This is a genomic window from Streptomyces geranii (genome assembly GCF_002954775.1).
GTDB classification, from domain to species: domain Bacteria; phylum Actinomycetota; class Actinomycetes; order Streptomycetales; family Streptomycetaceae; genus Streptomyces; species Streptomyces geranii.
This window is the reverse complement of record NZ_PJME01000006.1, coordinates 44,351-71,005: the sequence shown is the minus strand read 5'-3', so window position 1 is coordinate 71,005 and position 26,655 is coordinate 44,351. Positions and strand designations below refer to the sequence as shown.

The following is a 26,655-nucleotide window of genomic DNA, read 5'->3' as shown; positions in this document are numbered from 1 at the left end:
CCACCCACCAGACTGGCTCCATGACGGAAACGGAATCCAACGTGTACGACGTAGTGGTGCTGGGTGCCGGACCCGTGGGGGAGAACGTGGCCGACCGCACCCGAGCGGCCGGTCTCTCCACCGCGATCGTGGAGAGCGAACTGGTCGGCGGCGAGTGTTCCTACTGGGCCTGCATGCCCAGCAAGGCCCTGCTGCGGCCGGTGATCGCCCGCGCCGACGCCCGCCGCGTACCCGGCCTGAGCCACCTCGTCCAGGGTGACCTGGACGCCGCAGCGGTCCTCGCCCACCGCGACTACGAGACCTCGAACTGGCAGGACGACGGACAGATCGGCTGGCTCGACTCCATCGGCGCCGACCTCTACCGGGGCCAGGGCCGCCTCGCCGGGCCCCGCGAGGTGACGGTGACCGGCGCGGACGGCTCGACCCAGGTGCTGACCGCCCGGCACGCGGTCGCCGTGTGCACGGGCACCAGCGCCCTGCTGCCCGACCTGCCGGGCCTCGCCCAGGTGGGGCCCTGGACGAGCCGCGAGGCGACCAGCGCCAAGTCGGTGCCCGGCAGACTGATCGTGGTCGGCGGCGGGGTCGTCGCCGTCGAGATGGCCACCGCCTGGCAGGCCCTCGGCTCCCGGGTCACCCTGCTGGTGCGCGGCAAGGGCCTGCTGCGCGGCATGGAGCCCTTCGCGGGCGAGCTGGTCGCCGAGGCGCTGGCGGAGGCGGGCACCGACGTCCGTACGGGCACCTCGGTCGCGTCGGTGACCAGGGAGAACGGCACCGTCGTCGCGGTCACCGACACCGGCGACCGGATCGAGGCCGACGAGATCCTCTTCGCCGTCGGCCGGGCCCCGCGCACCGAGGACATCGGCCTCGACACGGTCGGCCTCGAACCGGGCTCCTGGCTGCCCGTCGACGACAGCCTCCGCGTCACCGGCAGCGAGTGGCTGTACGGCGTCGGCGACGTCAACCACCGCGCCCTCCTCACCCACCAGGGCAAGTACCAGGCCCGGATCGCGGGCGCCGCCATCGCCGCCCGCGCGGCCGGCGTACCGCTCCTGGAGACCGACCCCTGGGGCGCCCACTCGGCCACCGCCGACCACGACGCCGTCCCGCAGGTCGTCTTCACCAACCCGGAGGCGTCGGCTGTCGGCCTCTCCCTCGCCGAGGCCGAGCGGACGGGCCGCCGGGTGCGCGCGGTCGACGTCGAGTTCTCCTCGGTCGCGGGCGCCGGTCTGTACGCCGACGGCTACCGGGGACGCGCCCGCATGGTCGTCGACCTCGACCGCGAGACCCTCCTCGGCGTGACCTTCGTCGGCCCCGGCGTCGGCGAACTGATCCACTCGGCGACCATCGCCGTCGCCGGAGAGGTGCCGCTCGGGCGGCTGTGGCACGCGGTGCCGTCCTACCCGACGATCAGCGAGGTCTGGCTGCGTCTGCTGGAGAAGTTCCGCGACGGCAAGTAGGAACCGAAGGGCGGGCGGCGGTCAGAGGGAGAAGCCCAGTTCCTCGGCCGCCGTCGCCGGGGTCGGCTGGGCCCACCGCTCCACCACGGCCGCGCTGGAGGACAGCGAGCGCAGTTCGGCCCGGTCCAGATAGAGCGTGCCGTCGAGATGGTCGGTCTCGTGCTGGACGATCCGGGCCGGCCACCCCGTGAACACCTCGTCCACCGCACGCCCGTACTCGTCCTGGCCCGTGAGCCGTACCGCCGCGGGCCGGGACACCACCGCCTGCCAGCCCGGCACGCTCAGACAGCCCTCGAAGAACGCGGCCCGCTCGGTGCCGACCGCCTCGTACGCCGGGTTCACGAGCACCCGGAACGGCAGCGGCACCCGGCCGCGCACCACGCGCACCTCCTCCGGCACCGGCGCCGGGTCCTCGATGACCGCGATCCGCAGGCCCACCCCGACCTGCGGGGCCGCCAGGCCGACGCCCGGGGCGTCGCGCATGGTCTCGCGCAGGGCCTCGACGAAGCGGGTCAGCAGTTCCGGGCCGAGCTGCCCGTCGAAGGGCGCGGTGGGGCGGCGCAGCACCGGGTCACCGGCGGCGACGATCGGCAACGGCCCGCCGGCGGCGAGGAGTCGCTCGACGTGCTCGGCAAGGGCGCTGCGGTCCTGGGGAGTTGCCATGGCGTCAGGATGCCACGAGCCTCCGACAACGGGCGTCCACCGCTGTGACGTACGCCACTTGTGTGGCCGGGAACTCGACGGTCCGACCGTACGACTACTGAACCGGCCCCCACAGCTCCACCCGCTCGCAGTGTCCTTCCCCCGCAGTCGCGCTCCTCCCCGCGCGGCGTCCCTCGCTCACCGTCCCCTGCCCACCGGAGAAGCCCGCCGATGTCCACCGCATCCAAGACCACGACGGAAGAATCCCCGGACTCCCCGGATTCACCGGACGCGTCGACACCCTCCGCCCCGGCGAAACCGTCCCCGGCCGCCACACTCCGTCCCCTCGTGCTGCGGCTGCACTTCTACGCGGGCGTCCTCGTCGCCCCGTTCCTGCTGGTCGCCGCCCTGACCGGCTTTCTGTACGCGGGCTCCTTCCAGGCCGAGAAGATCATCTACGCCGACGAGATGACGGTCTCCGTCGGCGACACCAAGCTGCCGATCTCCGAGCAGGTTGCCGCCGCGAGCAAGGCCCATCCCGAGGGCACCGTGGCGGCCGTACGCCCCTCGCCCGAGGACGACGAGTCGACGCGGGTGATGCTGTCCGGCGTGCCCGGTGTCGGCGAGGGCCACACGCTCGCCGTGTTCGTCGACCCGTACACCGCGAAGGTGCAGGGCGCGCTGGAACAGTACGGGTCCTCGGGCGCGCTGCCCGTGCGCACCTGGATCAGCGAGTTCCACCGGAATCTGCACCTCGGCGAGAACGGCCGCCTCTACAGCGAACTCGCCGCGAGCTGGCTGTGGGTGGTCGCGGGCGGCGGTCTGGTGCTGTGGTTCGCCCGCCGCCGTTCGCAGCGCAAGGTGCGCGGCACCAGCGGACGCCGCCGCACCCTCGGGCTGCACGGCACCGTCGGCGTCTGGGCTTCGGCCGGTTTCATCTTCCTCTCCGCGACCGGTCTGACCTGGTCGACCTACGCGGGCGCCAACATCGACGTCCTGCGCACCTCCCTCGGTCAGTCCACCCCGTCCGTCTCGTCGGCGGGTGGCGAGCACTCGGGTCATGACGCGGCGGCCGGTGCCGGGAGCACCGCCGAGCACGGCGTCGGCCTCGACAAGGTGCTGGCCGCGGCCCGCGCCGAGGGCCTGAGCGACCCCGTCGAGATCGTCCCGCCCGCCGACGAGACCTCCGCGTACGTCGTCAAGCAGACCCAGCGCAGCTGGCCCACCAAGCAGGACGCGGTCGCCGTGGACCCGTCGACCGGCGAGGTCCTCGACACCCTCCGGTTCGCGGACTACCCGGTGCTCGCGAAGCTGACCCGCTGGGGCATCGACGCGCACACCGGTCTGCTGTTCGGGATCGTCAACCAGCTCCTGCTGATGGCCCTGGCGCTCTCCCTGGTGCTGCTCATCCTCTGGGGCTACCGCATGTGGTGGCTGCGCGGCCGGGCCTCCGCCTTCGGCCGCCCGATCCCGCGCGGCGCCTGGCAGCAGGTGCCCCCGCTGCTCCTCGTACCGCTGATGGCGGGCGTGGCCGTCGTCGGCTACTTCGTGCCGCTGCTCGGCATTCCCCTGGCGGCCTTCATCGCCGTCGACGTGATCCTGGGCGAGATCGACTACCGGCGCGGCAACCGGACGTACAAGGAGCGCGCGGGCGCGTAGCGGGGAACACGGCGAGTCATACGCATACGGAACGGCCCGGCACCCCGTCCTGGGGGAGCCGGGCCGTCGTGTCTGTCGGGTCCGTCGTGCGGGCGGTTACTCGAAGTCGCCCGCGAGGGCGGCGGCCAGCCTCATGTGCGGTGCGGCCTCCTCGTGGCGGCCCTGGCGCTGGAGCGTGCGCCCGAGCAGCAGCCGGGCGTACTGCTCCACCGGGTCGCGCTCGACGAGCACGAGCAACTCGGCCTCGGCGCGAAGCAGTTGGGCGGAGTGGTAGTAGGCGCGGGCCAGCAGCAGCCGGGGTGCGGTCTGCTCCGGCACCTCCTCGACCAGCCCGCCCAGCACCCGCGCCGCACCGGCGTAGTCCTTGGCGTCGAAGAACAGCAGCGCCCGCTCCCAGCGCTCCGCCGCGGTTCCTTGGTCGTAGTACGTGTCCGTCGTGGTCTCCACTCGTGCCTCCTTCGGGTGCGGTAACCGGCCCCGAAGGTGATTCATTCCGCGGCCGGTCCCGCCATGGCGGCCAGCTCCGCGTCGGCCCGCTCGGTGATCAGCGTCAGCACCCGGCCGGCGACGGCCAGTTCCTCGTCCGGGATGCCGGCGTAGACGCGCGCGGAGTAGGGGGCGGTCTCGGCGCTGGTGGTGCGGAACAGCTCGCGTCCCGCGTCCGTGACCGTGAGGAGTTCGGCCTCGGCCGTCAGCAGCTCGCGCTCGACGAGTTCGCCAACGACCGTGTGCGCGTCCGCCCTGTCGATCTTCAGCGCGTCGACGACCTCGCCGACGAGACGCTCCCGCCCGACGGGCCCGTCGGCGACGACGGCGAGCCTGAGCGTCACCGACTGCGTGAAGCCGAGGCCGTGCCGGGCCAGTACGTTCTCCAGGACGGCCCGTGCCGCGTAGTGGGCCAGGGCTATGACGCGAGGGTTCAGCACCGGTGCCGTGGACGTGGTCATGGCTGCTCCTTCTCGGGATCGGCGTGGAGAGGCGTGTCGAGCAGCAGCGCCAGGTCGCGGGTGAAGTCCCGGGTGCGCGCGCTGTCCAGGCCCCCGAGGGGCTCCAGCAACCGCTGAAGCAGCCCCTGCACGACCTCGATCGCGCGGCCGGTGACCTCGCTGCCCTGCTCGGTGAGGGTCAGCCGCACCGCGCGCGGGTCCCGTGGGTCACGGGCGCGTTCGAGCAGGCCGGCGGTCTCCAGGGCACGGGCGAGCTTCGACACGTACAGCGGTTCGAGGCCGGTGTGGTCGGCCAGTTCCCGCTGACTGGGGCGCAGCCCGGCCCGTCGCATGCCGTACAGCGAGGCGACGATCGAGTACTGCGCGTGGGTCAGCCCGAGGGGCGCGACCGCCCGGTCGACGGCCACGCGCCACTTCGTCGACAGCCGCCAGACCAGATAGCCGGGGGTCGCGCCCTCGGAGGTCGTACTCATGCCGAATACAGTACATGGCTACTATATCCATGGCTACTAAATCCCATCAGGAAACCGGGAGGGAGAAACGGCCACGGGGAGCCGATGGTGGGCGACCCGCCGGCTCAGCGCGTAGTGCTCGCGGATCCAGCGCACGGCCCGGTCGCGGGGCTCGTCGAGCAGGCGCAGCAGCCGTACCCCCGCGTCGAGGAGCGCGTCCGGAGCGTCGCTGACGGCGATGCCCGATGGGCGTGTCCCCCCCGGTGCGCGGGGCGTCTCCGGGCCCGGCCTGGAGCAGGAGTTCGGCGACGGCGGAGGGTTCCAGTACGAGCCCGAAGCCGAGCGCAGGCTCCTCGGGGTCGGCCTGGGTGAACTGCCCGGTGACGGGCAGATCGACGGACGCGACCAGGTACTGCCCGGGCCTGTACTCGTACACCCGGTCGCCGAGGGCGAGGCGCTTGGCGCCCTGGGCGATCACCGCCAGCACCGTGCCGGACATCGGGGCGACGGCGGGTCGGGCCGGTACGTCGAGGTGTCGGGCGGCCACGACCTCCAGCGGCAGCCCGCGGACCGTCTCGGTACGCGGATGTCCCGCCGGTCAGCGCACCCGGCCGCGCGGCTTCAGCGGGGTGTCCGGCAGGGAGGGGGCGGGCAGCGGGGACCCGTCATAGCCCTTCACCTCGCCGAACCTGGACCCCTTCGCCCAGTCCTCGCGGGCCTGCACGATCTCCTCCTGGGACCGGCCGATGAAGTTCCACCACATGATCAGCTCCTCCTCGAACGGCTCGCCGCCCAGCAGCATCACGCTCGCGTCCGACGCGGCCCGCAGCGGGAGTTCGGTCCGGCCGCAGCCGAGATAGAGCATCGAGCCCGGCAGCACCGGTACGCCGTCCACGTGCACCTCGCCGGACATCGCCAGCACCCCGTACTCGAAGTCGGGCACAAGCGGTAGGCGTACGTCCGCGCCGTCCGCGAGGGTCAGGTCGGCGCCGACGATCGGGGTGTACGTCGTGCCGGGCGAGGTCGCGTCGTCCAGGGAGCCGAGGATCACGGTCGCCGTCACGCCGGGTGCGGTCACCGTGGGCAGGGCGGCGTGGTGTTCGAAGCGGGGGTCGGTGTGGCGGTGGCTGTCCGGGAGGGCGACCCACAGCTGGGCCCCGTGCAGGAAGCGCGCGTGGGACCTCGGGCTCTCCTCGGAGTGGCTGATCGCCCGGCCCGAGGTCATGAGGCCCAGCTCGCGCGGGCGGATCGTCTGCAGGCTGCCCGTCGAGTCGCGGTGCAGCACCTCGCCCTCGTGCAGCCAGCTCACCGTCTGCAGGCCCATGTGCGGATGCGGCGGCACCTGCATGCCCGGCTCGTCGGCGATGTCGTCGGGACCGTAGTGGTCGACGAACGCCCATGCGCCGATCATGCGCCGCCCGAGGTTCGGCAGCAGACGGCGTACCTCGGTGCCCTCGCCGAGCTGCACACGGCGGGGGCTCAGCAGTTCACGTACGGGCTCGGCGACGACGAATCCACGGCCGCCACAGACGCTGGGTACGGGCGTGCGGTCAAGGTTGCTCATGGCGCACAACCTAGTGGGGGAGCGGGCCCGTGCCGTCGCGCGGAGGGCAGAAAGTCGGCGGCCTTGATCCCTCCGTGACACCAGGGTTCGTATAGTGAAAAACAATTCACTACGACGTGAGGGGTCTGTCGATGAGCGCAGCCGAGTTTCCCGAGGTCAGCACGGTGGCGGGCGCCGTGCGTGGGCGCCGTGAGGGCGGCCTCTCGGTGTTCCGCGGGATTCCGTTCGCCCAGCCGCCGGTCGGGGAGCTGCGGTTCGCGGCGCCTCGGCCCGCCGAGAGCTGGGACGGGGTGCGGGAGGCGTTCGCGTTCGGGCCCCCGCCGCCGCAGGAGATGACGGCCCCCGGGGGCTCGCCCGCCGGGGACGACTGGCTGACCGTCAACGTCTGGACGCCGGACGCGGATCCGGCGGCGCGGCGCCCGGTGCTGGTGTGGATCTACGGCGGCGCCTACAAGTTCGGCTCCGCCGACGACCCGAACTACGACGGCAACCGCCTCTCCCGCGAGGGCGGGACGGTCGTGGTCACCCTCAACTACCGGGTCGGCATCGAGGGGTTCGCCCGGATCGAGGGCGCCCCCGCCAACCGGGGACTGCTCGACCAGGTCGCCGCCCTGGAGTGGGTGCGCGAGAACATCGCCGCGTTCGGCGGCGACCCCGACCGGGTCACCGTCTTCGGGGAGTCGGCCGGCGCCGGGTCCATCGCCGCGCTGCTCGCCATGGAGCGGGCGCGCGGACTGTTCCGGCGGGCGATCCTGCAGAGCGTGCCCGGCACCTACTTCTCGGACGCGCTCGCCGGGGACATCGCCGAGACGCTCGCCGCCGAGATCGGGCTGCGCCCGACCGTGGCCGACCTGTCCGGCGTCGACCCGCGCAAGCTGCCCGAGGCCGGGGCCGCGCTGAGCGCCCGGATGCGTGAGTACGTGCCGAGGTGGGGCGCGGTCGCCCTCACCCCGACGCCGTTCTCACCCGTCGTGGACGGCGATGTCCTGCCGGTCACCCCGTACGAGGCCCTGGCCGCCGGTGCCGCGCGGGACGTCGAGCTGATCCTCGGGCACAACCGGGACGAGTACCGCCTCTTCCTCATGCTCGGCGGGCTGTTCGGCCGCGTGGACGACGGACTGGCGTCGACCGTCCTACGCCTGTTCGGACCCGGCGCCGACGCCGAGCAGGCCTATCGCACCGCCTTCCCGGACGCCTCCGCTGAGTACCTGTTCGAACTCGTGCAGTCCGACTGGCTCTTCCGGATGCCCGTGCTGCACCTCGCCCAGGCGCAGGCGACCGCGGGCGGCCGGGCCCACGTCTACGAGCTGACCTGGGCCGCTCCCGTGAACGGCGGTGTCCTGGGCGCCTGCCACGGCCTGGACGTGCCCCTGACCTTCGGTATCGGCAGCGGCATCGAGGGCGGCCTCGGCGGCATGCTGATGGGCCCCACCCCGCTCCCCGAGGCCGAGGCGCTCTCCGCCCGCATCCGCGCCGCCTGGACCTCCTTCGCCGCCACGGGCGACCCGGGCTGGCCCGCGTACGACACCGAGCGGCGCCTGGTCCAGCTCCTCGACACCGAACCGGCCGTCGCCCCCTACCCGGAGGAGACCTCCCGGCGCCTGTGGGAACGGCACACGTTCGGCGCGCTGCCCCTGACGACGGGGTAGCGCGGCGCTATCCGGCGGCGAGCAGCCGCAGCACCCGGTCGGCGACCGGCGCGGGCAGGGCGCGCAGCGTGCGGACCAGCGCCGTCGTCTGCCAGGGGAAGCAGGCCTGCGCCGGTTCCCGCTCCAGGGCGCGTACGACGTACCGGGCCGCCCGCTCCTGGCTGACCTGGAAGGGCTTGGGCAGACCGTCCCCGTCGACCCGGTCCGTGCCCACGAAACCCGGGTGGATCGAGGTGAACCGGATGTTCCTGGGCGCCAGTTCGACCCGCGCGGCGTCCAGGAGGGTGCGTACGGCAGCCTTCGCCGCCGAGTACGGGCCCTGGCGCGGGACGCCCATCAGGCCCGCCAGGGAGTTGGTGTGCGCGATCAGTCCGCCGCCCGGCTGCTCGCCCAACTGCCCTACCAGCGGCACCAGATAGTTGACGACGACGTCGTAGTTCAACGCCATGATCCGGGAGACGTCGGCCGTGCTCACCCGGTCCATGGCCATGTCCGGGCCCTGGCCCGCGTTGAGCAGCGCGATGTCGACCGAGCCGAACTCCGCGACGGCGGTGGCCACGACCCCGGCCGCCGCCTCCGGGTCCAGGGCGTCGGCGGGGAGGTCGAGACAGTCGCTGCCCGCGGCCCGTATCTCCCTTGCCACGGCGGCCAGTTCGGGGGCGCGGCGGGCCGTGAGGACGAGCCGGTTGCCCGCCGGGGCGAGCTGCCGGGCCACGGCCGCGCCGATGCCGGAGGAGGCGCCGACGATCAGGACCGTCCGGCCGGTGAGGGGCGTGGTGCTCACAGGAAGTGGCGGCCCTCGCCTCGGTAGGTGGGCACGGTGTCGACCACCGCGCCGTCGCTGACCAGGTGCAGATCGCCGATCCGCTCGCACAGTTCACCGGCCTTGGCGTGCCGCAGCCACACCCGGTCCCCGATGTTCAGGACGCTCGCGGCCCGGCCCAGCAGCGGGGTCTGCACCTCGCCGAAGGACTCGGTGGCGGTGACCCGCAGCCCGGGCGGCCAGGCCAGCGTGGGCAGCCGGTCCTTGCCGAGCGGCCCGGACGCGATCCAGCCGCCGCCGAGGAGTGTCGCCACGGAGGACGAGGGGCGGCGTACGACGGGCAGCACGAAGTAGGCCGCCGGGACGGGCCGGAAGGCGCGGTAGAAGTCGAACAGGCCCGGGCCGTACAGGCCGGAGCCCGCCGCGAGTTCGGTGACGGAACCCTCGCGGCTCGTCGTCTCCAGGCTGCCCGTGCCGCCGCCGTTGACGAACCGCAGCGGTGTCACCGCCCGGACGGCCGCGACGGCGGCTTCCCGGCGCAGGCTCAGCTCCTGCACGGAGGAACGCTGCATCGCCCGTACGGCGGCCCGCTTGAGCGCGTTGCCGGGGACGTTGTCGCCGAGCCCTGCGACCTGGCCCTCGTACCCCATGATGCCCGTCAGCTCGAAGCCCGGGCGCGAGGCGATCTCGCGGGCGAACGCCGCCGCCTCCTGCGGGGTGTACACCGGCGATCTGCGCGGGCCCAGGTGGAGCCGGCCGCCCGCCAGGCGCAGGGCCGCGTCCAGTTCCAGGCAGACCTGGATCCGGGTCTCGCGCGGGCCGGTCGCCGCGTCGATCAGGTCGAGGTGCTCGACGCAGTCCACCATCAGGGTGATGCGGGAGGCGAGCCGTTCGTCGGCGGCCAGGCGGCGCAGGGCCGCGCGGTCGGCGGTGGGGTAGCCGACGACGATGTCGTCGAACTCCTCGGCCAGCCACAGGGCTTCGGGGAGCGTGAAGCCGAGGACGCCCGCGAATCCCGGGCGGTCAAGCGCGCGCCGGATCAGGGCGCGGGAGCGCAGCGACTTGCTGGCCAGCCGGATCGGCTTGCCGCCCGCACGCCGTTCCAGGTCGAGGGCGTTGGCGTCGAAGGCGTCCAGGTCGATCACGCCGAAGGGCGGTTCGAGACCGGCGGTCGCCGCCCGCAGCCGGTCGAAGTGGCTCTGCGTCGCCGGAGCCGAACTCGCTCTGGGAGGTGTGGTGTTGATGGTCATCGGTCGGTCTCTCCTTGTTCGGGTACGGCCGCCGGGGCCGGGGTGAGGCTCTTGCTGCGGCGCTCGGCCATGGACACCACCTTGGGGATCACGAAGCGCATCAGCCGGGGGAACACACCGGCCGCCCGCTGCACGCGTCCACCGATGGCGGGGTGGACGACTTCGACCGGCTTGCGCTCGATGGCGTCGACGATCACCGAGGCGACCTTCTCGGGGGTGAGCGGCTTCTCGGCGAAGGTGATGACCGCGCTGGGATCGGCCATCTCCTGCTCCAGCATGGGAGTTCGGGTGCCGGGCGGATGGACGATGCTGAAGGTCACCGGCCCGCCCCGCTCCTCGATGGCCACGCTGTGGTGGAAGGCGCGCAGCCCGTGTTTGGTGGCGCCGTAGGTGGTGTAGCCGGGCAGCGGCAGGAACGACGTCATGCTGCACACGGTGACGATGTGCCCGTGTCCCCGCGCGCGCATCCGGGCGAGGGCGGCCAGGGTGCCGGTGATCGGGCCGAGGAGGTTCACCTCGATCATGTGGCGGTGCTCGGCGGGCGCCAACTGGCGTGCGTAGCCGGTGTGGATGATCCCCGCGTTGTTGACCAGCACGTCCAGCGGCCCGAGTTGATCCGCGACCGCGTCCAGAGTCGCCTCCCAGGCGGCCTCGTCACGGATGTCCAGCTCGAACGCCCGCGCGTCGGGCCCGAGTTCACCGGCGATCCGGGTCGCTCCGGCGAGGTCGATGTCGGCGAGGGCGACCCGGTGACCCCGGCGCACCGCCTCGCGCGCGGTCGCCGCACCGATGCCGCTCGCGGCGCCGGTGACCAGCACGACACTCACCGGACACTCCCGTCCTGGGCGACGGCACGCGGGTGCGGGGCGCCGTCCGTTCGAGGTGTGTGCATGAGAACTCCTGGGAGGGTAGGCCGAGTTGGCGAGGGATACGCGGTCAGGACGGCAGGACGTACGCCTCCAGCCGCGATCCGCCCAGCCCCGCCGCGCGCTGCGGGTCGTCGGTCGGTGTCGTCGCCGCGTACAGGGTGTTGCCGTCCGGGCCCGCGACCAGGCAGCTCAGCGTGGGCTGGCTCGTGGCGACGCGGTCGAGGATCGCGCCGCCCGGTCCGACCCGGACGCACTCGCCGCGCAGCGCGTTGGCGACCCACGCCGTACCGTCGCGGCCGGGTGCGATGCCGTCGGGGGCGATCGGGCTTGCCGAACGGTCCGCGATGGCGCGGTGGTCGAGGAGGGCCGAGACCCGCCGGGTGATCCGGCCCAGGAGCCCGGGGTGGTTGAGGGACGACCACAGGGCGGCGGGGATCAGCGGGGCCCAGGGGCGGGGCGGGCCCAGCCGGCCGTCGGGGAGAATCGGGAGCGCGGTGAGGCGCATCGCGAGGGTCTCGGCGACCAGGAGCGTGGACTCGTCGTCGAGCGCGAACATGCCGTTCGGGAACACCAACGGCTCGCTCAGGCCCAGCAGTTCACCCTCGGGGGAGAAACAGGCGACAGCTGTCGTCGGCGGTCCGGGCGGGATGTAGAGCATCGAGTTGGGCCGCTCGCGGACGAAGCCGTGGTAGTCGAAGCCGAAGTTGCCGACGTAGGCCCGGCCCAGCCGGTCGACGAACATGTCGTTGGCCGGACCCCCGGCGATGTCCGACAGATCGGCGTGCACGACGAGCGAGCCGTCCGGCTCCCGCCGGTACACGCGGTGCTCGTCCATGGACACGACCAGCAGCCGTCCGTCCGGCAGCCAGCCCAGGCCACCCGCCCGGCCCGGCACCTCCAGCACCGTCTCCGGCTCGCCCCGGGTGTCCCAGCGGTGCACCGTCCCGTGCGCGAGGTCGCAGAACCACAGGGCGTCGTCGTGCCAGCGCAGTGACTCCAGGACGCCGTAGCCGTCCAGGACGACTGTGGCCTTCGCTCGCACCCTGCCTCCTGAGGCTGCTCCTGCCCGGCGTTCGTCTTCCGCTACCGTGGCCCAAACGACAGAAGTAAGTCAAGCGTCCTGGACAGCTGACTTACTTCTGCCGGGACGGTTGGCTATCCTGACGGCCGAACCAACAGGTGAGACCCCTGCGCAGAGGAGAACGCGTGCCCCGCATGGCGGCGAGCGACCGGAGGGCGGAGCTGCTCGAAGCGGCCATCCGGGTCATGGCGCGCGACGGCGTCGCCAAGGCCACCACCCGCGCGGTGGTCACCGAGGCGGGCATGACCCTCGGTGCCTTCCACTACTGCTTCGAGTCCAGGGCCCAGCTCCTCGAACTCGTCACGGAGACCCTCACCGAGCGGTACGTCGCCGAGGTGCGCGGCCTGTTCGCCCCGCACAAGGACATCCGCGACAGCGTCCTCGACAGCCTGCACGCCTTCTGGAAGGGCTTCGAGGCCAACCCCGGCGAGCACCAGATCAGTTACGAACTCACCCAGTACGCGCTGCGCAACCCCGGCTTCGAGGACGTCGCCGGGAAGCAGTACGAGATCTTCCTGCGCGCCTTCGCCTCGCTGCTCGAACTCGCCGCCGACAACGCCGGGATCGAGTGGACGCGGCCCGTGCCGGTGCTCGCGCGCTACGTCCTCTCGACGATCGACGGCCTCAACATGATCTGGCTCGTCGACCGCGACACCGACGACAGCCAGGCCGCGCTGGAACTGCTCGCCGACCACCTACTCCTGCACGCCCGGCCACGGGCCGTCTGAGCCGCTCGACCTGAGGGAAAGGGAGCCGCCCGCATGGCGTTCGCCGACTACCAGAACGAGATCTACCTGGGCGGCCTGGGCGGTGTTCTCCCGTCCTTCCCCATGGAGTTCGCCGAGTTGGAAGAGCGCGCCCGCGCCGCGCTCCCGCCCTCCGTGTGGTCGTACGTCGCCGGGGGCGCGGGCGACGAGCACACCCAGCGCGCCAACGTCGCCGCCTTCGCCCGCTGGGGACTGATCCCGCGCATGCTCGTCGGCGCGGCCCAACGCGACCTGACCGTCGAGCTGTTCGGTACGACCCTGCCGTCGCCGGTGTTCCTCGCGCCGGTCGGCGTCATCGGCCTGTGCGCCCAGGACGGCCACGGCGACCTGGCAACCGCCCGCGCCGCCGCCCGTACCGGCGTGCCGATGGTCGCCTCCACGCTCTCCGTCGACCCGCTGGAGGACGTGGCCGCCCAACTCGGCGACACCCCGGGCTACTTCCAGCTCTACACCCCGACCGACCGGAGCATCGCCGAGAGCCTCGTCCAGCGCGCCGAGCGGGCCGGGTACCGGGGCATCGTCGTCACCCTCGACACCTGGATCACCGGCTGGCGCCCGAGAGACCTCGCGACGGCCAACTTCCCCCAGCTGCGCGGCCACTGCCTCGCCAACTACCTGACCGACCCCGCCTTCCGGGCCACGCTCGCCCGGCCGCCCGAGGAGGACCCGCAGTCCGCGATCCTCCAGTGGACCCAGATCTTCGGCAACCCGCTCACCTGGGACGACCTCGACTGGCTGCGCACACTGACCGACCTCCCCCTGATCCTCAAGGGCATCTGCCACCCCGAGGACGCCCGCCGGGCCCGCGACGCCGGAGTGGACGCCCTGTACTGCTCCAACCACGGCGGCCGGCAGGCCAACGGCGGCCTCCCCGCGCTGGCCGCCCTGCCCGGCGTCGTCGAGGCGGCGGACGGACTGCCGGTCCTCTTCGACTCCGGAGTCCGGGGCGGCGCCGACATCGTCAAGGCCCTCGCCCTGGGCGCGACAGCGGTCGGCATCGGCCGCCCGTACGCCTACGGCTGCGCCCTCGGCGGCACCGACGGCATCGTCCACGTCCTGCGGTCCCTGCTCGCCGAGGCCGACCTGATCATGGCGGTGGACGGCTACCCGTCCCTCGCCGACCTGGTCCCCGAGGCCCTCCAGGCGCTCTGACCGGCCCGCCGCTCCCGCCCGCCTCGTGATGGCCCCCGTTCAACCGATCGGTTGAACGGGGATTCGTCCGGCCGCCCGCCGCCACGCTCCGTACAGCCGACGCGGACACCCTCTCGCCCGCGTCAGGATCGAGCCGAAGACCCCCCAGGAGAACTTCCCCCCATCAGAGAGGCCCGCAGAGTGTCCAGCTTCCTCAGCAGACGACGTGTACTCGCCACCGGAGCCGGAGCGGCCCTCGGCGTCGGCGCTCTCGGTGCCACCGGGACCGCCGCCGCCGCGGCCCCGGCCACCACCGGCTCCCGCCCGGCGGGCGGCGCCGAGGAGACCCGGACCCTCGACGAGCTGTACAAGGCCGCGCTCGCCGAGGGCGGGAAGCTCGTCATCTACGCGGGCGGCGACATCGACGGCCAGGGCAACGGGATCCGGGCCGGTTTCGCCGCCCGCTTCCCCGAGATCGACCTCAAGGTCGTCGTGGACTACAGCAAGTACCACGACGTCCGCGTCGACAACCAGTTCGCGACCGACACCCTCGTCCCCGACGTCGTCCAGCTCCAGACGCTCCAGGACTTCACCCGCTGGAAGGAACAGGGCCGACTGCTCCACTACAAGCCGGCGGGCTTCTCCAAGGTGTACGACGGCCTCAAGGACCGGCACGGCGCCTGGACCGCCATCGCGGTGATCGGCTTCAGCTACTCGTACAACGTCGCCGCGGTCGGCGCCGACGTCCCCAAGTCCCCGCTCGACCTCGTCGACCCGAAGTGGAAGGGCCGGATCGCGTCGTCGTACCCGCACGACGACGACGCCGTCCTCTACCTCTTCAAGCTCTACGTCGACCACTACGGCTGGGACTGGGCCGCCAGGTTCGCCACCCAGGACGTCCGCTTCGCCCGGGGCAGCCACACGCCCGGACTGGCCGTCGCCGGCGGCCAGAAGGCGCTCGGCGTCGGCGGCTCGGGCTCGCTCGTGGCACCGTCCACGGCGGCGTCCCGCTGGGCCGTCGCCGAGGGGCACCCCTTCATGGCCTGGGGCCAGCGGGCGGCGATCCTCAAGGCGGGCAGGAACACGACGGCCGCGAAGCTGTACCTCAACTGGCAGCTGTCGGCCGCTCAGCAGCAGAGCGCGTTCAACGGCTGGTCGGTGCGGACGGATGTCGCTCCGGCGGGCGGGCTGAAGCCGGTCTGGACGTATCCGAACGCCCATCTCGACGGGTTCCCCCGGTTCATGGCGGACCGGGCGGGGATCGAGCGGTGGAAGCAGACGTTCGCTCTGTACTTCGGTGAGGTGAAGGGCGATCCGACGCCCGGGTGGTTGGGGTTGCACCCCGGGGCGTAGGCGGGTACTCGGCTGCGGGCCGGTGGGTGCTGATCGCGCCCCTCACACGGGTCATACAGGCGGTCGATAGGATCGGGTCCTTGTTCGATTGATCAAGTCCGCCCTGGGAGACCTGCCGTGCTCGACCGTTTTCGTGGGAGTCGGCCCACGCTGGAGCATGTGTCGCACCTGGCGTTCTTCGTCGTCGTCGCCTCCGCGCTGCTCCAGCTCGCCCGGCTGAACAGCCCGCTGTGCTGGTACGTCGCCACCGTCAGCGGGCTGCTCGCGCTCACCTACGCGGCCGGACTCGTCCTGTGGGAGCGGCTCGGGGCGGTCGGGCGAGGGGCGTGGATTCCCTCGCTGCTCCTGCTCTGGGGGACGCTGCTCTTCCTCGTCCCGGACGTGCTGACCTCCGCCTATGTGTGGTGCGCCCTGCCGCTGGCCTGTGCGGCGCAGCGGGTGCTCGGGCGGCGGTCCGCGGGGGCCACGCTCGCCGTGATCACCGTCGTCCTCGTCGTCGCCCTGGTCGAGGCGAGCGGGCGGTTCGTGCCGGACGTCGTACTGGTGCCGGTGGCGGCCGTCTGGGGCACGGTCGCCCTCTACCGCGCCCAGCAGCGGGACGCCGAGGTGCGCCGCCGTCTCGTCGAGGAGCTGCGCGACACCCGGGACCTCGTCGCCCGGCAGCAGCGCCGGGCCGGTGTGCTGGACGAGCGGACGCGCATCGCCCGCGATCTGCACGACACGCTCGCCCAGGAACTCGCGGGCGGGCTGATGCTGCTCCAGGCCGCCGAACGCGACTGGGACGACCGCCCCGACGTGGCCCGCACCCGGGTGCGGGCGGTCGCCGACGGCCTGGGCACCAACCTCACCGAGACCCGCCGCATGATCGGCGACCTCACCCCGTCCGCCGTCGCCGAGACCGGCCTCGAAGGCGCGCTGCGCGTCCTGTGCGCCCGCTCCCAGGCCGACGGCACGGCGGCGCGGGTGCGGTTCCGGTCGGTCGGCGACCCCCAGCCCGTCCTCGACGAACACGCGGCCACCACCCTGTTCCGGGTCGCCCAGAGCACGCTGGCCAACGTCCGCGAACACGCCCGCGCGGTGAACGTGCAGGTCACCCTCAGTCGGCGGCCCGACCGGGTGGACCTCGAAGTCAGCGACGACGGCGTCGGCTTCGACCCGGCCGAGACCTTCGCCCGCACCGCGCAGACCCCGGGCCGCGGCTTCGGCCTGCCCGCCGCACGGGCCAGGCTGCGCGAGTACGGCGGCGACCTGGACGTCCGCGGCGAACCGGGCCGGGGCACCCGCGTCCGCGCCACACTCTCCGCCCGACCCCGCCCGCAGCCCACCGCAGTGCCCGTCCCCACGGCGGCCGTCGGATGACGGCGGAGGCGGCCGGACCGCTGCGGGTCGTCATCGCCGACGACCACGCCGTCGTACGGGCCGGACTGCGCGCCCTCCTGGACGGCGAACCGGACCTCGACGTGATCGCCGAGGCGGGCAGCGGCGAGGAAGCGGTCGAACTGGTCGTCCGGACGCGTCCCGACGTCGCGCTGATGGACCTCCGGTTCGGCGGCCGGGGCGCCGGGATCGACGGCATCGAGGCCATCCGCAGGCTCGCCGCCGAGGCGCCCGGCGTGGCCGTGGTGATGCTGACCAGCTATGCCGGACGGGCCGAGGTGGTACGGGCGTTGGAGGCGGGCGCCCGGGGCTACGTCCTCAAGGCGGGGCCGCCGGAGGAGCTGTTCCGCGCGGTGCGCGGGGCCGCCGCCGGGGCACTGGGCCTGGCACCGGAGGCCGTCGGGGCGCTCGTCGGCCAAGTGGTCGACCCGGAGCGCGAGTTGAGCGGGCGCGAGATCGAGGTCGTACGGCTGCTGGCCGAGGGGCTCGGCAACCGGGCCATCGCCGAGGCCCTGTTCCTCAGCGAGGCCACGGTCAAGACCCACCTCGTGCGCGTCTACCGCAAGCTCAAGGTCGACAACAGGGCGGCGGCGGTCACGGAGGCCGTACGCCGAGGCGTACTCGAACTCACCTGACGGGGAGGGGGAGTCGGAAGTGCTCGCCGGGGGAGTCCGGGCGGACCGTCATCCCCGGGCGGTGAGCCAGTCCTCGTCCGCCCAGGGCGCCGTCCCCGGGATGCGGGAACCGTAGTCCTGGAACTCCTCCGCCCGGGCCCGGACGCTCGCGTGCACCCGGACCTGAGGGGGCAGCCGACGGCGCCGGTACGTCAGCAGCGCCCAGACCCAGCCCATCCGGTGCACCTTGCCCAGCGCGAACCCGGGGTCGAGCGTCACCTCGCGCCGGTACGCCCCGGGTCTCAGCAACAGCCCCTTGCCGTCGGGGCCCAGCGCGCCGTCCACGACCCACTTGAGGGCGATGCTCGCCAGCCGGTGATCGTCCTCGAAGGTGCCGCCGACGTCCGAGTGCACCCCCGCGAACCACACCTGCTCGACCCCGTCCGGCAGCGCGGGCCGCTCGCCCGGCGTCACCAGGTACTCCCGGTAGGGCGTGCGCTTCTCGTCGATGGCGACGGCGTGCCGGACCCGGTCGGCGTTCGGGAGTTGGCGGGTGTGCGGCCAGCGCAGGTTCCAGCGCAGGATGCCGGCCGCCTTCACGGAGTCCCAGATGCCCAGGTACTCGACGGGGATCCCGGTCCTGCCCTCCGCCTTGATACTGAACGTGCCCGCGAAATGGTGCAGTTGGGCCCAGTCGGCGGCGCTCAGGTTCTTGTTCCTGGCGTAGACCGACACGGCGTACGGCACCAGGTTCTCCATACCGGGCCGCAGCAGACCGACCGCCTTGAGCATCCCGGTGAGCGCCCGGGCCGTGTACGCGCCCCGGCTGAAGCCGAACACATAGATGTGGTCGCCGGGTCGGTAGTGCCGCATCAGATAGGTGTACGCCTCCGCGAGGTTGACCCGCAGCCCGGAGCCGAAGGCGAGCCCGAAGAGCTTCGACAGTTTGCGGCCGAAGGCCGTCCAGGCGCCCGCCGAGGAGAAGGTGCCGACCCCGGGGTCGTAGTACGCGAGCTGCCTGGCGGGATCGGAGAGGTCCAGCATCTCGTAGAGCCGCACGACGTTCGTGTTGCCCTTCGCCCGCAGCTGGTTGCCCGTGCCGTCCAGGCAGATGACGAGGTTCTTGGCCATGGCGGGCCTCGCGTTCGCTGACGTCGGCCGTCCCCGGCGTATGCCAGGACATAGCCGCCTTAAAGAAATATAGTAGGAGAAATACTGCCCGCGGGCATGCTCGGGAGCCGTGGTGTTCCGGAGGATCCATGGCCGGTTCAGTGATCCATCTCGAAGAGGCGGCCGACCCGCCCCGCACCCACGCGCTGGTCGTCGGCGTCGGCAGATACCCGCACCTCGCGGGCGGCGAGTCACCGGTCGCCGACTCCGACGGAATGCGGCAGCTCAGCTCGCCCCCGCTCTCCGCCCGCGCCTTCGCCACCTGGCTGCTCACCGAGTACAACGACCCCGAACGCCCCCTCGGCAGCGTCGCCCTGCTGCTCGGCGAGGAGCGTCCGACGCCGTTCACCGACCCCCGCACCGGGACCGGACACGACATCGACGACGCCACCATCGACAACATCGTCACCGCGGTCGCCGACTGGTACGACCGGGGGGACACCCACGTCGACAACCGGCTGCTCTTCTACTTCTGCGGCCACGGCATCTCCCAGGGCGAGGACATGGCCCTGCTCGCCGCCGACATCTTCGCCGACCACCACAACCCCCTCAACGGCGCACTGGACTTCGCGGGCCTGATGAACGGCCTCAAGCGGTGCAAGGCCGGCCAGCAGGTCTTCTTCGTCGACGCCTGCCGCTCCAACTCCGATGTCCTGATCGAGAGTTCGGGCACGAGGTTCGCCGGCCGCACCCCGCTCGGCGCGGGCCCGCGCCCGCTGGACCTGCCCCGGCGCTTCCACATCCCCTACTACGCCACCCTGTCCGGCGACCGCTCGCACGCCAGGCCCGGACAGGTCAGCCTCTTCACCGAGGCCCTGCTGAAGAGCCTCGCCGGGGCCGCCAGCGACGACCCCGAGGGCGACTGGCGCGTCAACACCTCCCAACTCCTCACGGCGATCGACCACTTCATGCACCAGCCGCGCTTCGCCGGAGCCGTCGCGGGCGTCCAGGTCCCCTCGGTCGGCGAACTCCCCGTCTTCGTCCTCCACCGGCTCCCCGGCACCCCGGTCGTCCCGGTGTACGTCGGCTGCGACCCGGCCAGCGACAACGCCGCCGCCGAGTTCGTGTGCCGGGAGGACGGACAGGACGGCGGAGGCGGCGGCCGGGAGCCGCTGCGGCGGCCGGCCGACGACATCGACGGGGACGACCCCGAGAGCGAGTGGGCCATCGAACTCGGCTTCGGCAACTACGTCTTCGAGGCCCACCTCGGCGACGACGAGGTACGCACCAAGCCGGTGACCGTACGCCCGGTGTTCCGGCGCGTGCAGCTGGGGAAGCCGTCATGAGCACCGGCCTGAGCGTCACCGTGGCACTGAGCCTGCACGAGTCCGACCTGCCCGACGGCGCGAAGGTCGTCGGCGACATCCACCCCGCCGACGGCACCGGCAGCGCCCACCGGGGCGTCCTCTTCCCCTGCGGGACCTCGGCACCGGCGGCCCGCTACGAGGTCGACCCCGGGCACTACATCGTCTCCGCGACCCTGCCCTCAGGCGTCGTCCTGTCCAAGGACGCCGAGGCCAGCGAGGGCCGCGACACCCAGGTGACGCTGCGCACCGCGCCCTCGCCCTACGCGTCGCACTCCTGGCAGTACCTCATGGGCAACATCGAGCCGTACGGCGCCTACCACGACGACGCGACGATCCCGGTGCCCCGCTCGCGCGGGTCGCGATCCGGGGTGTGGGGGACGAGCGGCGGGGTGGTGCCGCCGGGGAGCGCGGTCTGGGTCGGCGACCCGAAACCGGAGAGCCGGCACTTCGGCCCGCTGCTCGCCCTGACCGACGCTCCCTCCCCGGAACCGATCGCCCTCGGCCTGGCCCGCTCCGCGCCCCACACCGTGCCCAGCCTCGACCTCGGCGACGCCGCCGCCCGCCTCTACCGCTTCGGCCCGCACGGACCCGTCGACGAACAGGGCACACCGACCCGCCCCCGGGACCCCATGGGCCGACGGCAGTTCCTCGTCGTCTCGCTCACCGGCGCCGAGTACGTCGTCACCCTCCCCGCGCCCTGGGGCGACGCGCAGATCGAGGTGCTGGTCAACGAACGCCAGAGCCCGACCGGCAGCACCGTCTCCGTCGCCGTCCGCGACAGCCGGGTGGGACCCGCCCTCGGCTACATGGCCCGGGGCGCCTTCGACACGGCGGCGGCGCTGGTGAAGGACGCCGAGGAACTGCTCTACGCCAAGATGGACAACCCTCTCGCGGCAGTGGCCGGCGCCTATGTCCTCGTCGGCAGCGAGCTGACCGACCGGCGGCACCGCTGGGACGCCTGGCTGGACCATCTGCGCCGGGAGTTCCCCTGGCTCAGCGACGGCTCGGTGCTGTGGGGCATGCGGCATCTGCGCCGCGCCCACACCGAGGCCGAGCTGCGCGCGGCACGGGACGCGCTCGTCGAGGCCTTCGACCGGGGCGTCCCCGTCTTCACCCTGGGCCTGAGCCGCCTCATCCACGGCCTCTCCGAGTTCCCCGACGACCCGGAGTGCGCGAGCCGCCTGGATCAGGCCCGGCTGCTGTCCTACCGCGTGGACATGCGCGAGCCCTTCGTGATCGTCGGCCTGCGGGGAGTGCCCCAGTGACGCGAGAGACCCGGCGAGGGAGGCCGCGATGATCCGGCTCACGATGATGTCCGGCGAGGACGGCGACTGCCTGCTCCTCGAATACGGTGACGACACGTTCGTCCGGCGGATCCTCGTCGACGGCGGCCGGGCCGGAACGTATCCGCGGATCAAACCGGTGCTCGCCGGACTCGACGGACTGGTCGACCTCCTCGTCGTCACCCATGTCGACCAGGACCACATCCTCGGCGTGCTCGCCCTGCTCGACGACCCGGAGCGGTCGGTGGAGTTCGGGGACGTCTGGTTCAACGGCTTCGACCACCTCCTCGACGCCGAGGGGTTCGGCGCACAGGACGGGGAGAGGCTGACCAGCGCGCTGCTGGAGCGGAAGATGCCCTGGAACGACTCCTTCGGCGGGCGGAGCGCCGAGGTGGGGCGGCAGCTCGGGTGGTTCGACGACGGGTCCACGATGGAGGTGCTCTCGCCCGACCGCCGGCAGCTGGAGCGGCTGGCCCCGGTGTGGGTGAAGGAGTGCGCCGCGCACGGGCTGATCCCGGGCCGGGACCCCGACGAGCCGCCCGCCGTGCCCGGCTTCGAGCACTTCGGCGGCGCCGTGGACGTCGAGCGGCTCGCCGCCACCCCCTTCAAGGCGGACACCTCGCCGACGAACGTCACCAGCATCGGACTGCTCTTCGAGTTCGAGGACCGGCGGATCGTCCTCACCGGCGACGCGGACGACCGCCGGCTGGCCGCCTCGCTGCGGCCCCGGGCGGAGGCGGCGGGCGGGCGGCTGCACGTGGACGCCCTGAAGGTCGCCCACCACGGCAGCGGACGCAACCTCTCCACGGATCTCCTGGACCTCCTCGACTGCGACCGCTATCTGATCTCCACCAGCGGGGCCAGGCACGGCCACCCCGACGACGTCGCCATGTCCCGGATCCTCCGGCACGGCGGGGACCGCAAGGAGATCGTCTTCAACTACCGCGACCGGGCCGCGCTCTGGGACGTCACCTCGCTGAAGAACCGCTTCGGCTACACGGTGACGGCACCGCCCCCGGACGCCGACGACGGCTTCGTGACCTTCGAACTCTGACGCCCGTCCGTAGCCCGGATGGCGGCCACGGCTTGACAGGCGGACGATGGAAGGGAACGCCAGGGACCGGGGGGTCCGACAGCCATGGAGGGGTTTGGGAGGCAGACGACATGCTGGAGATCAAGACCGTCGAGAAGCCGGACGAACGGCGCGACTTCCCCAAGGGGCACGTCGAGGCCGTACACCTCACCGGGCTCGACTTCGCCGTGGGGACCTTCGAGCCGGGCTGGCGCTGGTCCGAGTCCGTCGGGCCGATCGCGGGCACGACGAGCTGCGAGATCCACCACAACGGCTATGTCGTCCAGGGCCGGATGCATCTGCGCATGGACGACGGCGGCGAGGGCGAGGTGGGCCCCGGCGACGTCTTCATGTGCCCGCCCGGGCACGACGCGTGGGTCGTCGGTGAGGAACAGGTCATCCTCTACGACTTCGCGGGTGGCATGGCACAGGACTACGCGAAGGCGCCGGAGGGAAGCTGAGATTTGCCCCTGGGAAACCGATCGGTTTACTCTCGTGGAGTCGGCGAGGAAACCGATCGGTTTTCTGTTTCGTCCCGGCTGTCCCGCACCCCCCGTTCCACGCCCCAGGAGAACCTCATGACGCGCATCGAAGGCTCGGTCGCCCTCGTCACCGGCGGCAGCCGCGGCATCGGCCGGGCACTGGTCGAAGCCCTCTACGAACGGGGCGCGAAGAAGGTGTACGCCACGGCCCGCGACCCCCGGACCGTCACCCACCCCGACGCCGTGCCGCTGGCCCTGGAGGTCAGCGACCCCGCGTCCGTCGCGGCGGCGGCCGAGCTGGCCCAGGACGTGACCGTCCTGATCAACAACGCCGGCGCCTCGGTGAACGCCAACTTCCTGGACTCGCCCGTGGACGACGTGCGCCGCGAGTTCGAGACCAACTTCTACGGCCCCCTCCTGGTCACCCGCGCCTTCGTCCCGGTCATCGAGCGCAACGGCGGCGGCCACCTGCTGAACGTCCACTCGGTGCTGTCCTGGATCGGCCTCGCGGGCTCCTACAGCGCCTCCAAGGCCGCCTTCTGGTCCCAGACCAACTCCCTGCGACTCGACCTGAAGCCGCGCGGCATCGACGTCACGGGACTGCACGTCGGCTATGTCGACACCGACCTGACCGCCGGAATCGACGCCCCTAAGTCCACGCCCGAGGGCGTCGCCGCACAGGCCCTGGACGGCATCGAGACCGGCGCCTTCGAGGTGCTGGCCGACGACCTCAGCCGCCAGGTGAAGGCGGGACTGTCGGCGGGCGTCGAGGCGCTCTACCCGCAACTCACCGCGTAGCCCGCCGCCGTCACACCGGCAGCAACCGGGTGATCAGCGCGCCGAGTTGGCGGGCGTTGCGGCACTCCCGCATCTCCACCAACTCGGCGTACGCGGGCGCCGCCGAGTCACCCGTGCCCCACTGCGAGCGCCCCTCGGGGTTCAACCAGTAGACCCGGCGGGCCCGTTCGGCCAGCAGGCGTACGGCGGGCAGGTTCGGGTCGCTCATGTTCGTCCGGGCGTCACCGAGCACGAACACGGTCGTCCGCGGCCCGACCACGCCGCCGTACCGCTCCGTGAACTCGCCCAGGGCGACGCCGTAGTCGCTGCTGCCGTGCCAGCCCGTCAGGGTCGCCTCCGCGCGGATGCGGGCGCCCAGCCCCTCGGGGTCGGCCGTGCCGTGCGCGAGCAGCCCGGTCACCTCGTCGACCCGGTTGACGAAGGCGAACACCCGCACCTTGCTGAACTGGTCGTGCAGCGCCTGCACCAGCAGCATCGTGAAGTCGGAGAAGCCGGCCACCGAGCCCGACACATCGCACAGCAGCACCAGTTCGGGCCGCGCGGGCCGGCGCCGGCGCAGCACCGGCCGCATCGGCACCCCGCCCGTCGACAGCGACGCGCGCACCGTGCGCCGCAGATCGATCGAGCCGCGCGCGGCCTTGCGGCGGCGGGCCGCCAGCCGGGTGGCGAGCTTGCGCGCGAGCGGCTGAACAGCCCTGCGCAGTTCGGCCAGTTGGGCACGTCCGGCGATCAGGAAGTCGACCCGGTCGGCGGTCTGCGCGACCGCCCGCCGGGCGATCTCGTCCCGCCCGCGCCGCTCGGCCACCCGGCGCCGCGCCTCCGCCCCGACCAGCCGCCGGAACTCCTCGATCCGCCGCCTGATCTCGTCGTCGAGCAGCCGGTCGGCGAACCCCGACTCCCCGGCCCCCTCCCGCAGGCTCGCCCGCACCCGGGCCAGCAGGGTCTGCGGCCGGAGCCGGTCCAGGGTCTGGTACGACGACCAGCCGTCCGAGCCCGGCGAGGAACCGTAGCCGCCGAAGCCGTCGACCGCCTCGACGGCCAACTGGGCAAGCAGCGCAAGGTCGTTGGCGGTGAGCGCGGCGGCGAGCCGGTCGCGCAGTTCGTCACGCTCGGCGGGCTGTGCGTCGGGCGCCCCGACACTGCGGGGAAAGTACAGGTCGAAGACGGGGTCGAACACCGGGCGCTGGTCGTGGCCGTGCAGCAGGGTCGCCGCCAGTCCCTCGCGCAGCAACTCCCTGTCCGTGAAGCCGAGTACGGCCACCGCCTGCGCCGCGTCCACGGTCTCCCCGGTGCCGATCCGGACGCCGTGCGAGCGCAGCGCCCCGACCAGTCCCGTCAGCCGTTCACCGACACCGTCGGCCGAACCGGCCTGCGTCGAGCGGGCGTTCACAGCGCGTCCAGGTCCAACTTGGCGCTCGCCTTGAGGACGTCGTCCTGATGCTTGAGGAGAACGCCCAGGGTGTCCCGTACGACCGTCTCGTCGAGGGTGTCCGCGCCCAGGGCCAGCAGGGTGCGGGCCCAGTCGATGGTCTCCGCGACCGACGGCACCTTGCGCAGGTCCATGGCGCGCAGCGCGCCCACCACCCGGACCACCGACTCGGCCAGCGCCGTGTCCAGGCCGGGCACCTTCAGCCGTACGATCCTGCGCTCCAACTCGGCGTCGGGGAAGCCGATGTGGAGGAACAGGCAGCGGCGGCGCAGGGCCTCGGAGAGTTCGCGGCTGGCGTTTGAGGTGAGGACGACGAAGGGGCGGCGGGTCGCGGTGATCGTGCCCAGCTCGGGGACCGTGACCTGGAAGTCCGAGAGCACTTCGAGCAGCAGGCCCTCGACCTCGACGTCCGCCTTGTCGGTCTCGTCGATCAGCAGGACCTTGGGCTCGTCGCCGCGAATCGCGGTCAGCAGGGGCCGGGGGAGGAGGAACTCCTCGCTGAAGATGTCCGAGCGGGTCGCGTCCCAGGTCTCGTCGCGGCCCGCGCTGATGCGCAGGAGCTGCTTGGCGTGGTTCCACTCGTACAGTGCCCGCGACTCGTCGACGCCCTCGTAGCACTGGAGGCGGATCAGCTCGGCGCCCGCGATCTCGGCGACTGCCTTGGCCAGCTCGGTCTTGCCGACGCCCGCCGGGCCCTCCACCAGGAGCGGCTTGCCGAGCCGGTCGGCCAGGAAGACCGTGGTGGCGACGGCGGGGGAGGCCAGGTAGCCGGTCTCGGCGAGGCGCGCGGAGACGTCGTCGACGGATGTGAACAACGGGGCCTCCAGCGTGGGCGTGCTCGGCGTTCGTGGGGTGCGAAGGTGTGCGAACAGGTTCGGATCTCCTATCTAAGCGCTTGTTCACCACCTCTGTCACGGGTGAACCGATCGGTTTCCCCGCTGCCCGGCCGCGAGGTAACCTCGCCGTATGGCCACCACGGACAAGGCGCCCCCGCGCGACCGGCTGCTCGACGCCGCCGCCGAGCTGTTCTACCGCGACGGCGTCTCCATCGGCGTCGAGGCCCTGTGCAAGGCCGCCGGGGTCTCCAAGCGGTCGATGTACCAGCTCTTCGCGAGCAAGGACGACGTTCTCGCGGCCAGCCTCGACCGACGCTCGGCCGCCTACGCGGAGCAGCTCGTGCCCGGCCCGCTGGACGCGGATACCCCGCGCGAGCGCATCCTGGACCTGTTCGAGCGGCTGGAGACGGCCGCCCTGGAACCCGGCTACCAGGGCTGCCCCTTTCTGGCCGCGCTCGTCGAGCTGAAGGACCCGGCGCACCCGGCGAGTCTGGTCGCCCAGGCGGCCAAGGAGAGCCTCCAGGAGTGGTTCCGTGGTCAGGGAGAAGCGGGGGGCGCGCGTGAACCCGAGCTGCTGGCCCGGCAGTTGATGCTCGTCTTCGACGGTGCGAGCGCCCGGGCCGGCGCGCGCATCGAGTCACTGACCGGGCTGACCACGGTGACGGCGACGGCCCTGATGGACGCGGCCGGACTGGCGTGAGCG

Annotated in this window: 26 protein-coding genes and 1 pseudogene; 14 read left to right on the top strand and 13 right to left on the bottom strand. The window is 72.6% G+C overall.

Annotated elements, in window-relative coordinates; translation table 11 throughout:
- Positions 1 to 20 precede the first annotated feature (20 nt).
- Positions 21 to 1,457 carry a dihydrolipoyl dehydrogenase family protein gene (locus CW359_RS11020; RefSeq protein ID WP_105969677.1) on the top strand — a complete coding sequence of 479 codons (1,437 nt, stop codon included), beginning with the start codon at positions 21 to 23 and terminating at the stop codon, positions 1,455 to 1,457.
- Between the two features lie 21 nt (positions 1,458 to 1,478).
- On the opposite strand, the gene CW359_RS11015 is transcribed toward CW359_RS11020, so the two are convergent.
- Positions 1,479 to 2,120: a peptide deformylase gene (locus tag CW359_RS11015; RefSeq protein ID WP_105969676.1), complete on the bottom strand. Its 642-nt coding sequence runs from the start codon at positions 2,118 to 2,120 to the stop codon at positions 1,479 to 1,481.
- Between the two features lie 210 nt (positions 2,121 to 2,330).
- On the opposite strand from CW359_RS11015, the gene CW359_RS11010 reads away from it, so the two are divergent.
- Positions 2,331 to 3,758, top strand: coding sequence for a PepSY-associated TM helix domain-containing protein (locus CW359_RS11010; protein WP_105969675.1), 1,428 nt, complete (start codon positions 2,331 to 2,333; stop codon positions 3,756 to 3,758).
- A 96-nt stretch (positions 3,759 to 3,854) separates the two neighbouring features.
- On the opposite strand, the gene CW359_RS11005 is transcribed toward CW359_RS11010, so the two are convergent.
- From CW359_RS11005 to CW359_RS10985, 5 genes and pseudogenes are all read right to left on the bottom strand, one after another.
- Complete coding sequence (locus CW359_RS11005) at positions 3,855 to 4,205, bottom strand: tetratricopeptide repeat protein (RefSeq protein WP_105969674.1); 351 nt, start codon at positions 4,203 to 4,205, stop codon at positions 3,855 to 3,857.
- Positions 4,206 to 4,246: 41 nt separating this feature from the next.
- Positions 4,247 to 4,705 (bottom strand): CBS domain-containing protein, encoded by a 459-nt coding sequence (locus tag CW359_RS11000; RefSeq protein WP_105969673.1) that lies wholly within the window; start codon positions 4,703 to 4,705, stop codon positions 4,247 to 4,249.
- Positions 4,702 to 5,178: a MarR family winged helix-turn-helix transcriptional regulator gene (locus CW359_RS10995; protein WP_105969672.1), complete on the bottom strand. Its 477-nt coding sequence runs from the start codon at positions 5,176 to 5,178 to the stop codon at positions 4,702 to 4,704. Before CW359_RS10995 ends, CW359_RS11000 begins: the two co-directional genes overlap by 4 nt.
- Before the next feature lie 93 nt (positions 5,179 to 5,271).
- Positions 5,272 to 5,679, bottom strand: a pseudogene (locus CW359_RS10990) (AraC family transcriptional regulator); the annotation flags it as partial.
- A gap of 76 nt (positions 5,680 to 5,755) precedes the next feature.
- Complete coding sequence (locus tag CW359_RS10985; RefSeq protein WP_105969671.1) at positions 5,756 to 6,721, bottom strand: pirin family protein; 966 nt, start codon at positions 6,719 to 6,721, stop codon at positions 5,756 to 5,758.
- Between the two features lie 131 nt (positions 6,722 to 6,852).
- Between CW359_RS10985 and CW359_RS10980 the strand changes: the two genes are divergently transcribed.
- Entirely contained in the window at positions 6,853 to 8,370 is a 1,518-nt protein-coding gene (locus CW359_RS10980) for a carboxylesterase/lipase family protein (RefSeq protein ID WP_105969670.1), read from the top strand.
- Between the two features lie 7 nt (positions 8,371 to 8,377).
- On the opposite strand, the gene CW359_RS10975 is transcribed toward CW359_RS10980, so the two are convergent.
- From CW359_RS10975 to CW359_RS10960, 4 genes are all read right to left on the bottom strand, one after another.
- Positions 8,378 to 9,154 carry an SDR family NAD(P)-dependent oxidoreductase gene (locus CW359_RS10975; RefSeq protein ID WP_105969669.1) on the bottom strand — a complete coding sequence of 259 codons (777 nt, stop codon included), beginning with the start codon at positions 9,152 to 9,154 and terminating at the stop codon, positions 8,378 to 8,380.
- Positions 9,151 to 10,383 (bottom strand): amino acid deaminase/aldolase, encoded by a 1,233-nt coding sequence (locus CW359_RS10970; protein ID WP_105969668.1) that lies wholly within the window; start codon positions 10,381 to 10,383, stop codon positions 9,151 to 9,153. Before CW359_RS10970 ends, CW359_RS10975 begins: the two co-directional genes overlap by 4 nt.
- Positions 10,380 to 11,210 carry an SDR family NAD(P)-dependent oxidoreductase gene (locus CW359_RS10965; RefSeq protein WP_105969667.1) on the bottom strand — a complete coding sequence of 277 codons (831 nt, stop codon included), beginning with the start codon at positions 11,208 to 11,210 and terminating at the stop codon, positions 10,380 to 10,382. Before CW359_RS10965 ends, CW359_RS10970 begins: the two co-directional genes overlap by 4 nt.
- 109 nt (positions 11,211 to 11,319) lie before the next feature.
- Positions 11,320 to 12,294, bottom strand: coding sequence for an SMP-30/gluconolactonase/LRE family protein (locus tag CW359_RS10960; RefSeq protein WP_105969666.1), 975 nt, complete (start codon positions 12,292 to 12,294; stop codon positions 11,320 to 11,322).
- Between the two features lie 173 nt (positions 12,295 to 12,467).
- Between CW359_RS10960 and CW359_RS10955 the strand changes: the two genes are divergently transcribed.
- From CW359_RS10955 to CW359_RS10935, 5 genes are all read left to right on the top strand, one after another.
- The gene (locus CW359_RS10955) at positions 12,468 to 13,061 is read left to right on the top strand and encodes a TetR/AcrR family transcriptional regulator (RefSeq protein ID WP_105969665.1); all 594 of its coding nucleotides are present in this window, start codon (positions 12,468 to 12,470) and stop codon (positions 13,059 to 13,061) included.
- A gap of 33 nt (positions 13,062 to 13,094) precedes the next feature.
- Positions 13,095 to 14,252: an alpha-hydroxy-acid oxidizing protein gene (locus tag CW359_RS10950; RefSeq protein ID WP_105969664.1), complete on the top strand. Its 1,158-nt coding sequence runs from the start codon at positions 13,095 to 13,097 to the stop codon at positions 14,250 to 14,252.
- Between the two features lie 180 nt (positions 14,253 to 14,432).
- Positions 14,433 to 15,584 (top strand): ABC transporter substrate-binding protein, encoded by a 1,152-nt coding sequence (locus CW359_RS10945; RefSeq protein WP_105969663.1) that lies wholly within the window; start codon positions 14,433 to 14,435, stop codon positions 15,582 to 15,584.
- A gap of 117 nt (positions 15,585 to 15,701) precedes the next feature.
- A complete protein-coding gene (locus CW359_RS10940) occupies positions 15,702 to 16,943 on the top strand; it encodes a sensor histidine kinase (RefSeq protein WP_105969662.1) in 1,242 nt (413 codons plus the stop codon).
- A complete protein-coding gene (locus CW359_RS10935; protein ID WP_105969661.1) occupies positions 16,940 to 17,596 on the top strand; it encodes a response regulator transcription factor in 657 nt (218 codons plus the stop codon). Before CW359_RS10940 ends, CW359_RS10935 begins: the two co-directional genes overlap by 4 nt.
- A gap of 48 nt (positions 17,597 to 17,644) precedes the next feature.
- Here CW359_RS10935 and CW359_RS10930 read toward each other — a convergent pair whose 3' ends face one another.
- Positions 17,645 to 18,706, bottom strand: a complete 1,062-nt coding sequence (locus CW359_RS10930; protein WP_105969660.1) for a DUF2235 domain-containing protein — start codon at positions 18,704 to 18,706, stop codon at positions 17,645 to 17,647.
- Between the two features lie 128 nt (positions 18,707 to 18,834).
- On the opposite strand from CW359_RS10930, the gene CW359_RS10925 reads away from it, so the two are divergent.
- From CW359_RS10925 to CW359_RS10905, 5 genes are all read left to right on the top strand, one after another.
- Positions 18,835 to 20,031, top strand: a complete 1,197-nt coding sequence (locus CW359_RS10925; RefSeq protein WP_105969659.1) for a caspase family protein — start codon at positions 18,835 to 18,837, stop codon at positions 20,029 to 20,031.
- Positions 20,028 to 21,317 (top strand): hypothetical protein, encoded by a 1,290-nt coding sequence (locus tag CW359_RS10920; protein WP_105969658.1) that lies wholly within the window; start codon positions 20,028 to 20,030, stop codon positions 21,315 to 21,317. The genes CW359_RS10925 and CW359_RS10920 overlap by 4 nt, the downstream gene beginning before the upstream one ends.
- A gap of 28 nt (positions 21,318 to 21,345) precedes the next feature.
- The gene (locus CW359_RS10915; RefSeq protein ID WP_105969657.1) at positions 21,346 to 22,389 is read left to right on the top strand and encodes a ComEC/Rec2 family competence protein; all 1,044 of its coding nucleotides are present in this window, start codon (positions 21,346 to 21,348) and stop codon (positions 22,387 to 22,389) included.
- A 110-nt stretch (positions 22,390 to 22,499) separates the two neighbouring features.
- The gene (locus CW359_RS10910; RefSeq protein WP_105969656.1) at positions 22,500 to 22,868 is read left to right on the top strand and encodes a cupin domain-containing protein; all 369 of its coding nucleotides are present in this window, start codon (positions 22,500 to 22,502) and stop codon (positions 22,866 to 22,868) included.
- A gap of 117 nt (positions 22,869 to 22,985) precedes the next feature.
- On the top strand, positions 22,986 to 23,687 hold the full coding sequence (locus CW359_RS10905) for an SDR family oxidoreductase (protein ID WP_105969655.1): 702 nt from the start codon (positions 22,986 to 22,988) through the stop codon (positions 23,685 to 23,687).
- A gap of 10 nt (positions 23,688 to 23,697) precedes the next feature.
- Here CW359_RS10905 and CW359_RS10900 read toward each other — a convergent pair whose 3' ends face one another.
- The gene (locus CW359_RS10900; RefSeq protein ID WP_105969654.1) at positions 23,698 to 25,077 is read right to left on the bottom strand and encodes a vWA domain-containing protein; all 1,380 of its coding nucleotides are present in this window, start codon (positions 25,075 to 25,077) and stop codon (positions 23,698 to 23,700) included.
- The gene (locus CW359_RS10895; RefSeq protein ID WP_105969653.1) at positions 25,074 to 25,931 is read right to left on the bottom strand and encodes an AAA family ATPase; all 858 of its coding nucleotides are present in this window, start codon (positions 25,929 to 25,931) and stop codon (positions 25,074 to 25,076) included. The genes CW359_RS10900 and CW359_RS10895 overlap by 4 nt, the downstream gene beginning before the upstream one ends.
- 151 nt (positions 25,932 to 26,082) lie before the next feature.
- On the opposite strand from CW359_RS10895, the gene CW359_RS10890 reads away from it, so the two are divergent.
- Positions 26,083 to 26,652, top strand: coding sequence for a TetR/AcrR family transcriptional regulator (locus CW359_RS10890; protein WP_105969652.1), 570 nt, complete (start codon positions 26,083 to 26,085; stop codon positions 26,650 to 26,652).
- Positions 26,653 to 26,655 lie beyond the last annotated feature (3 nt).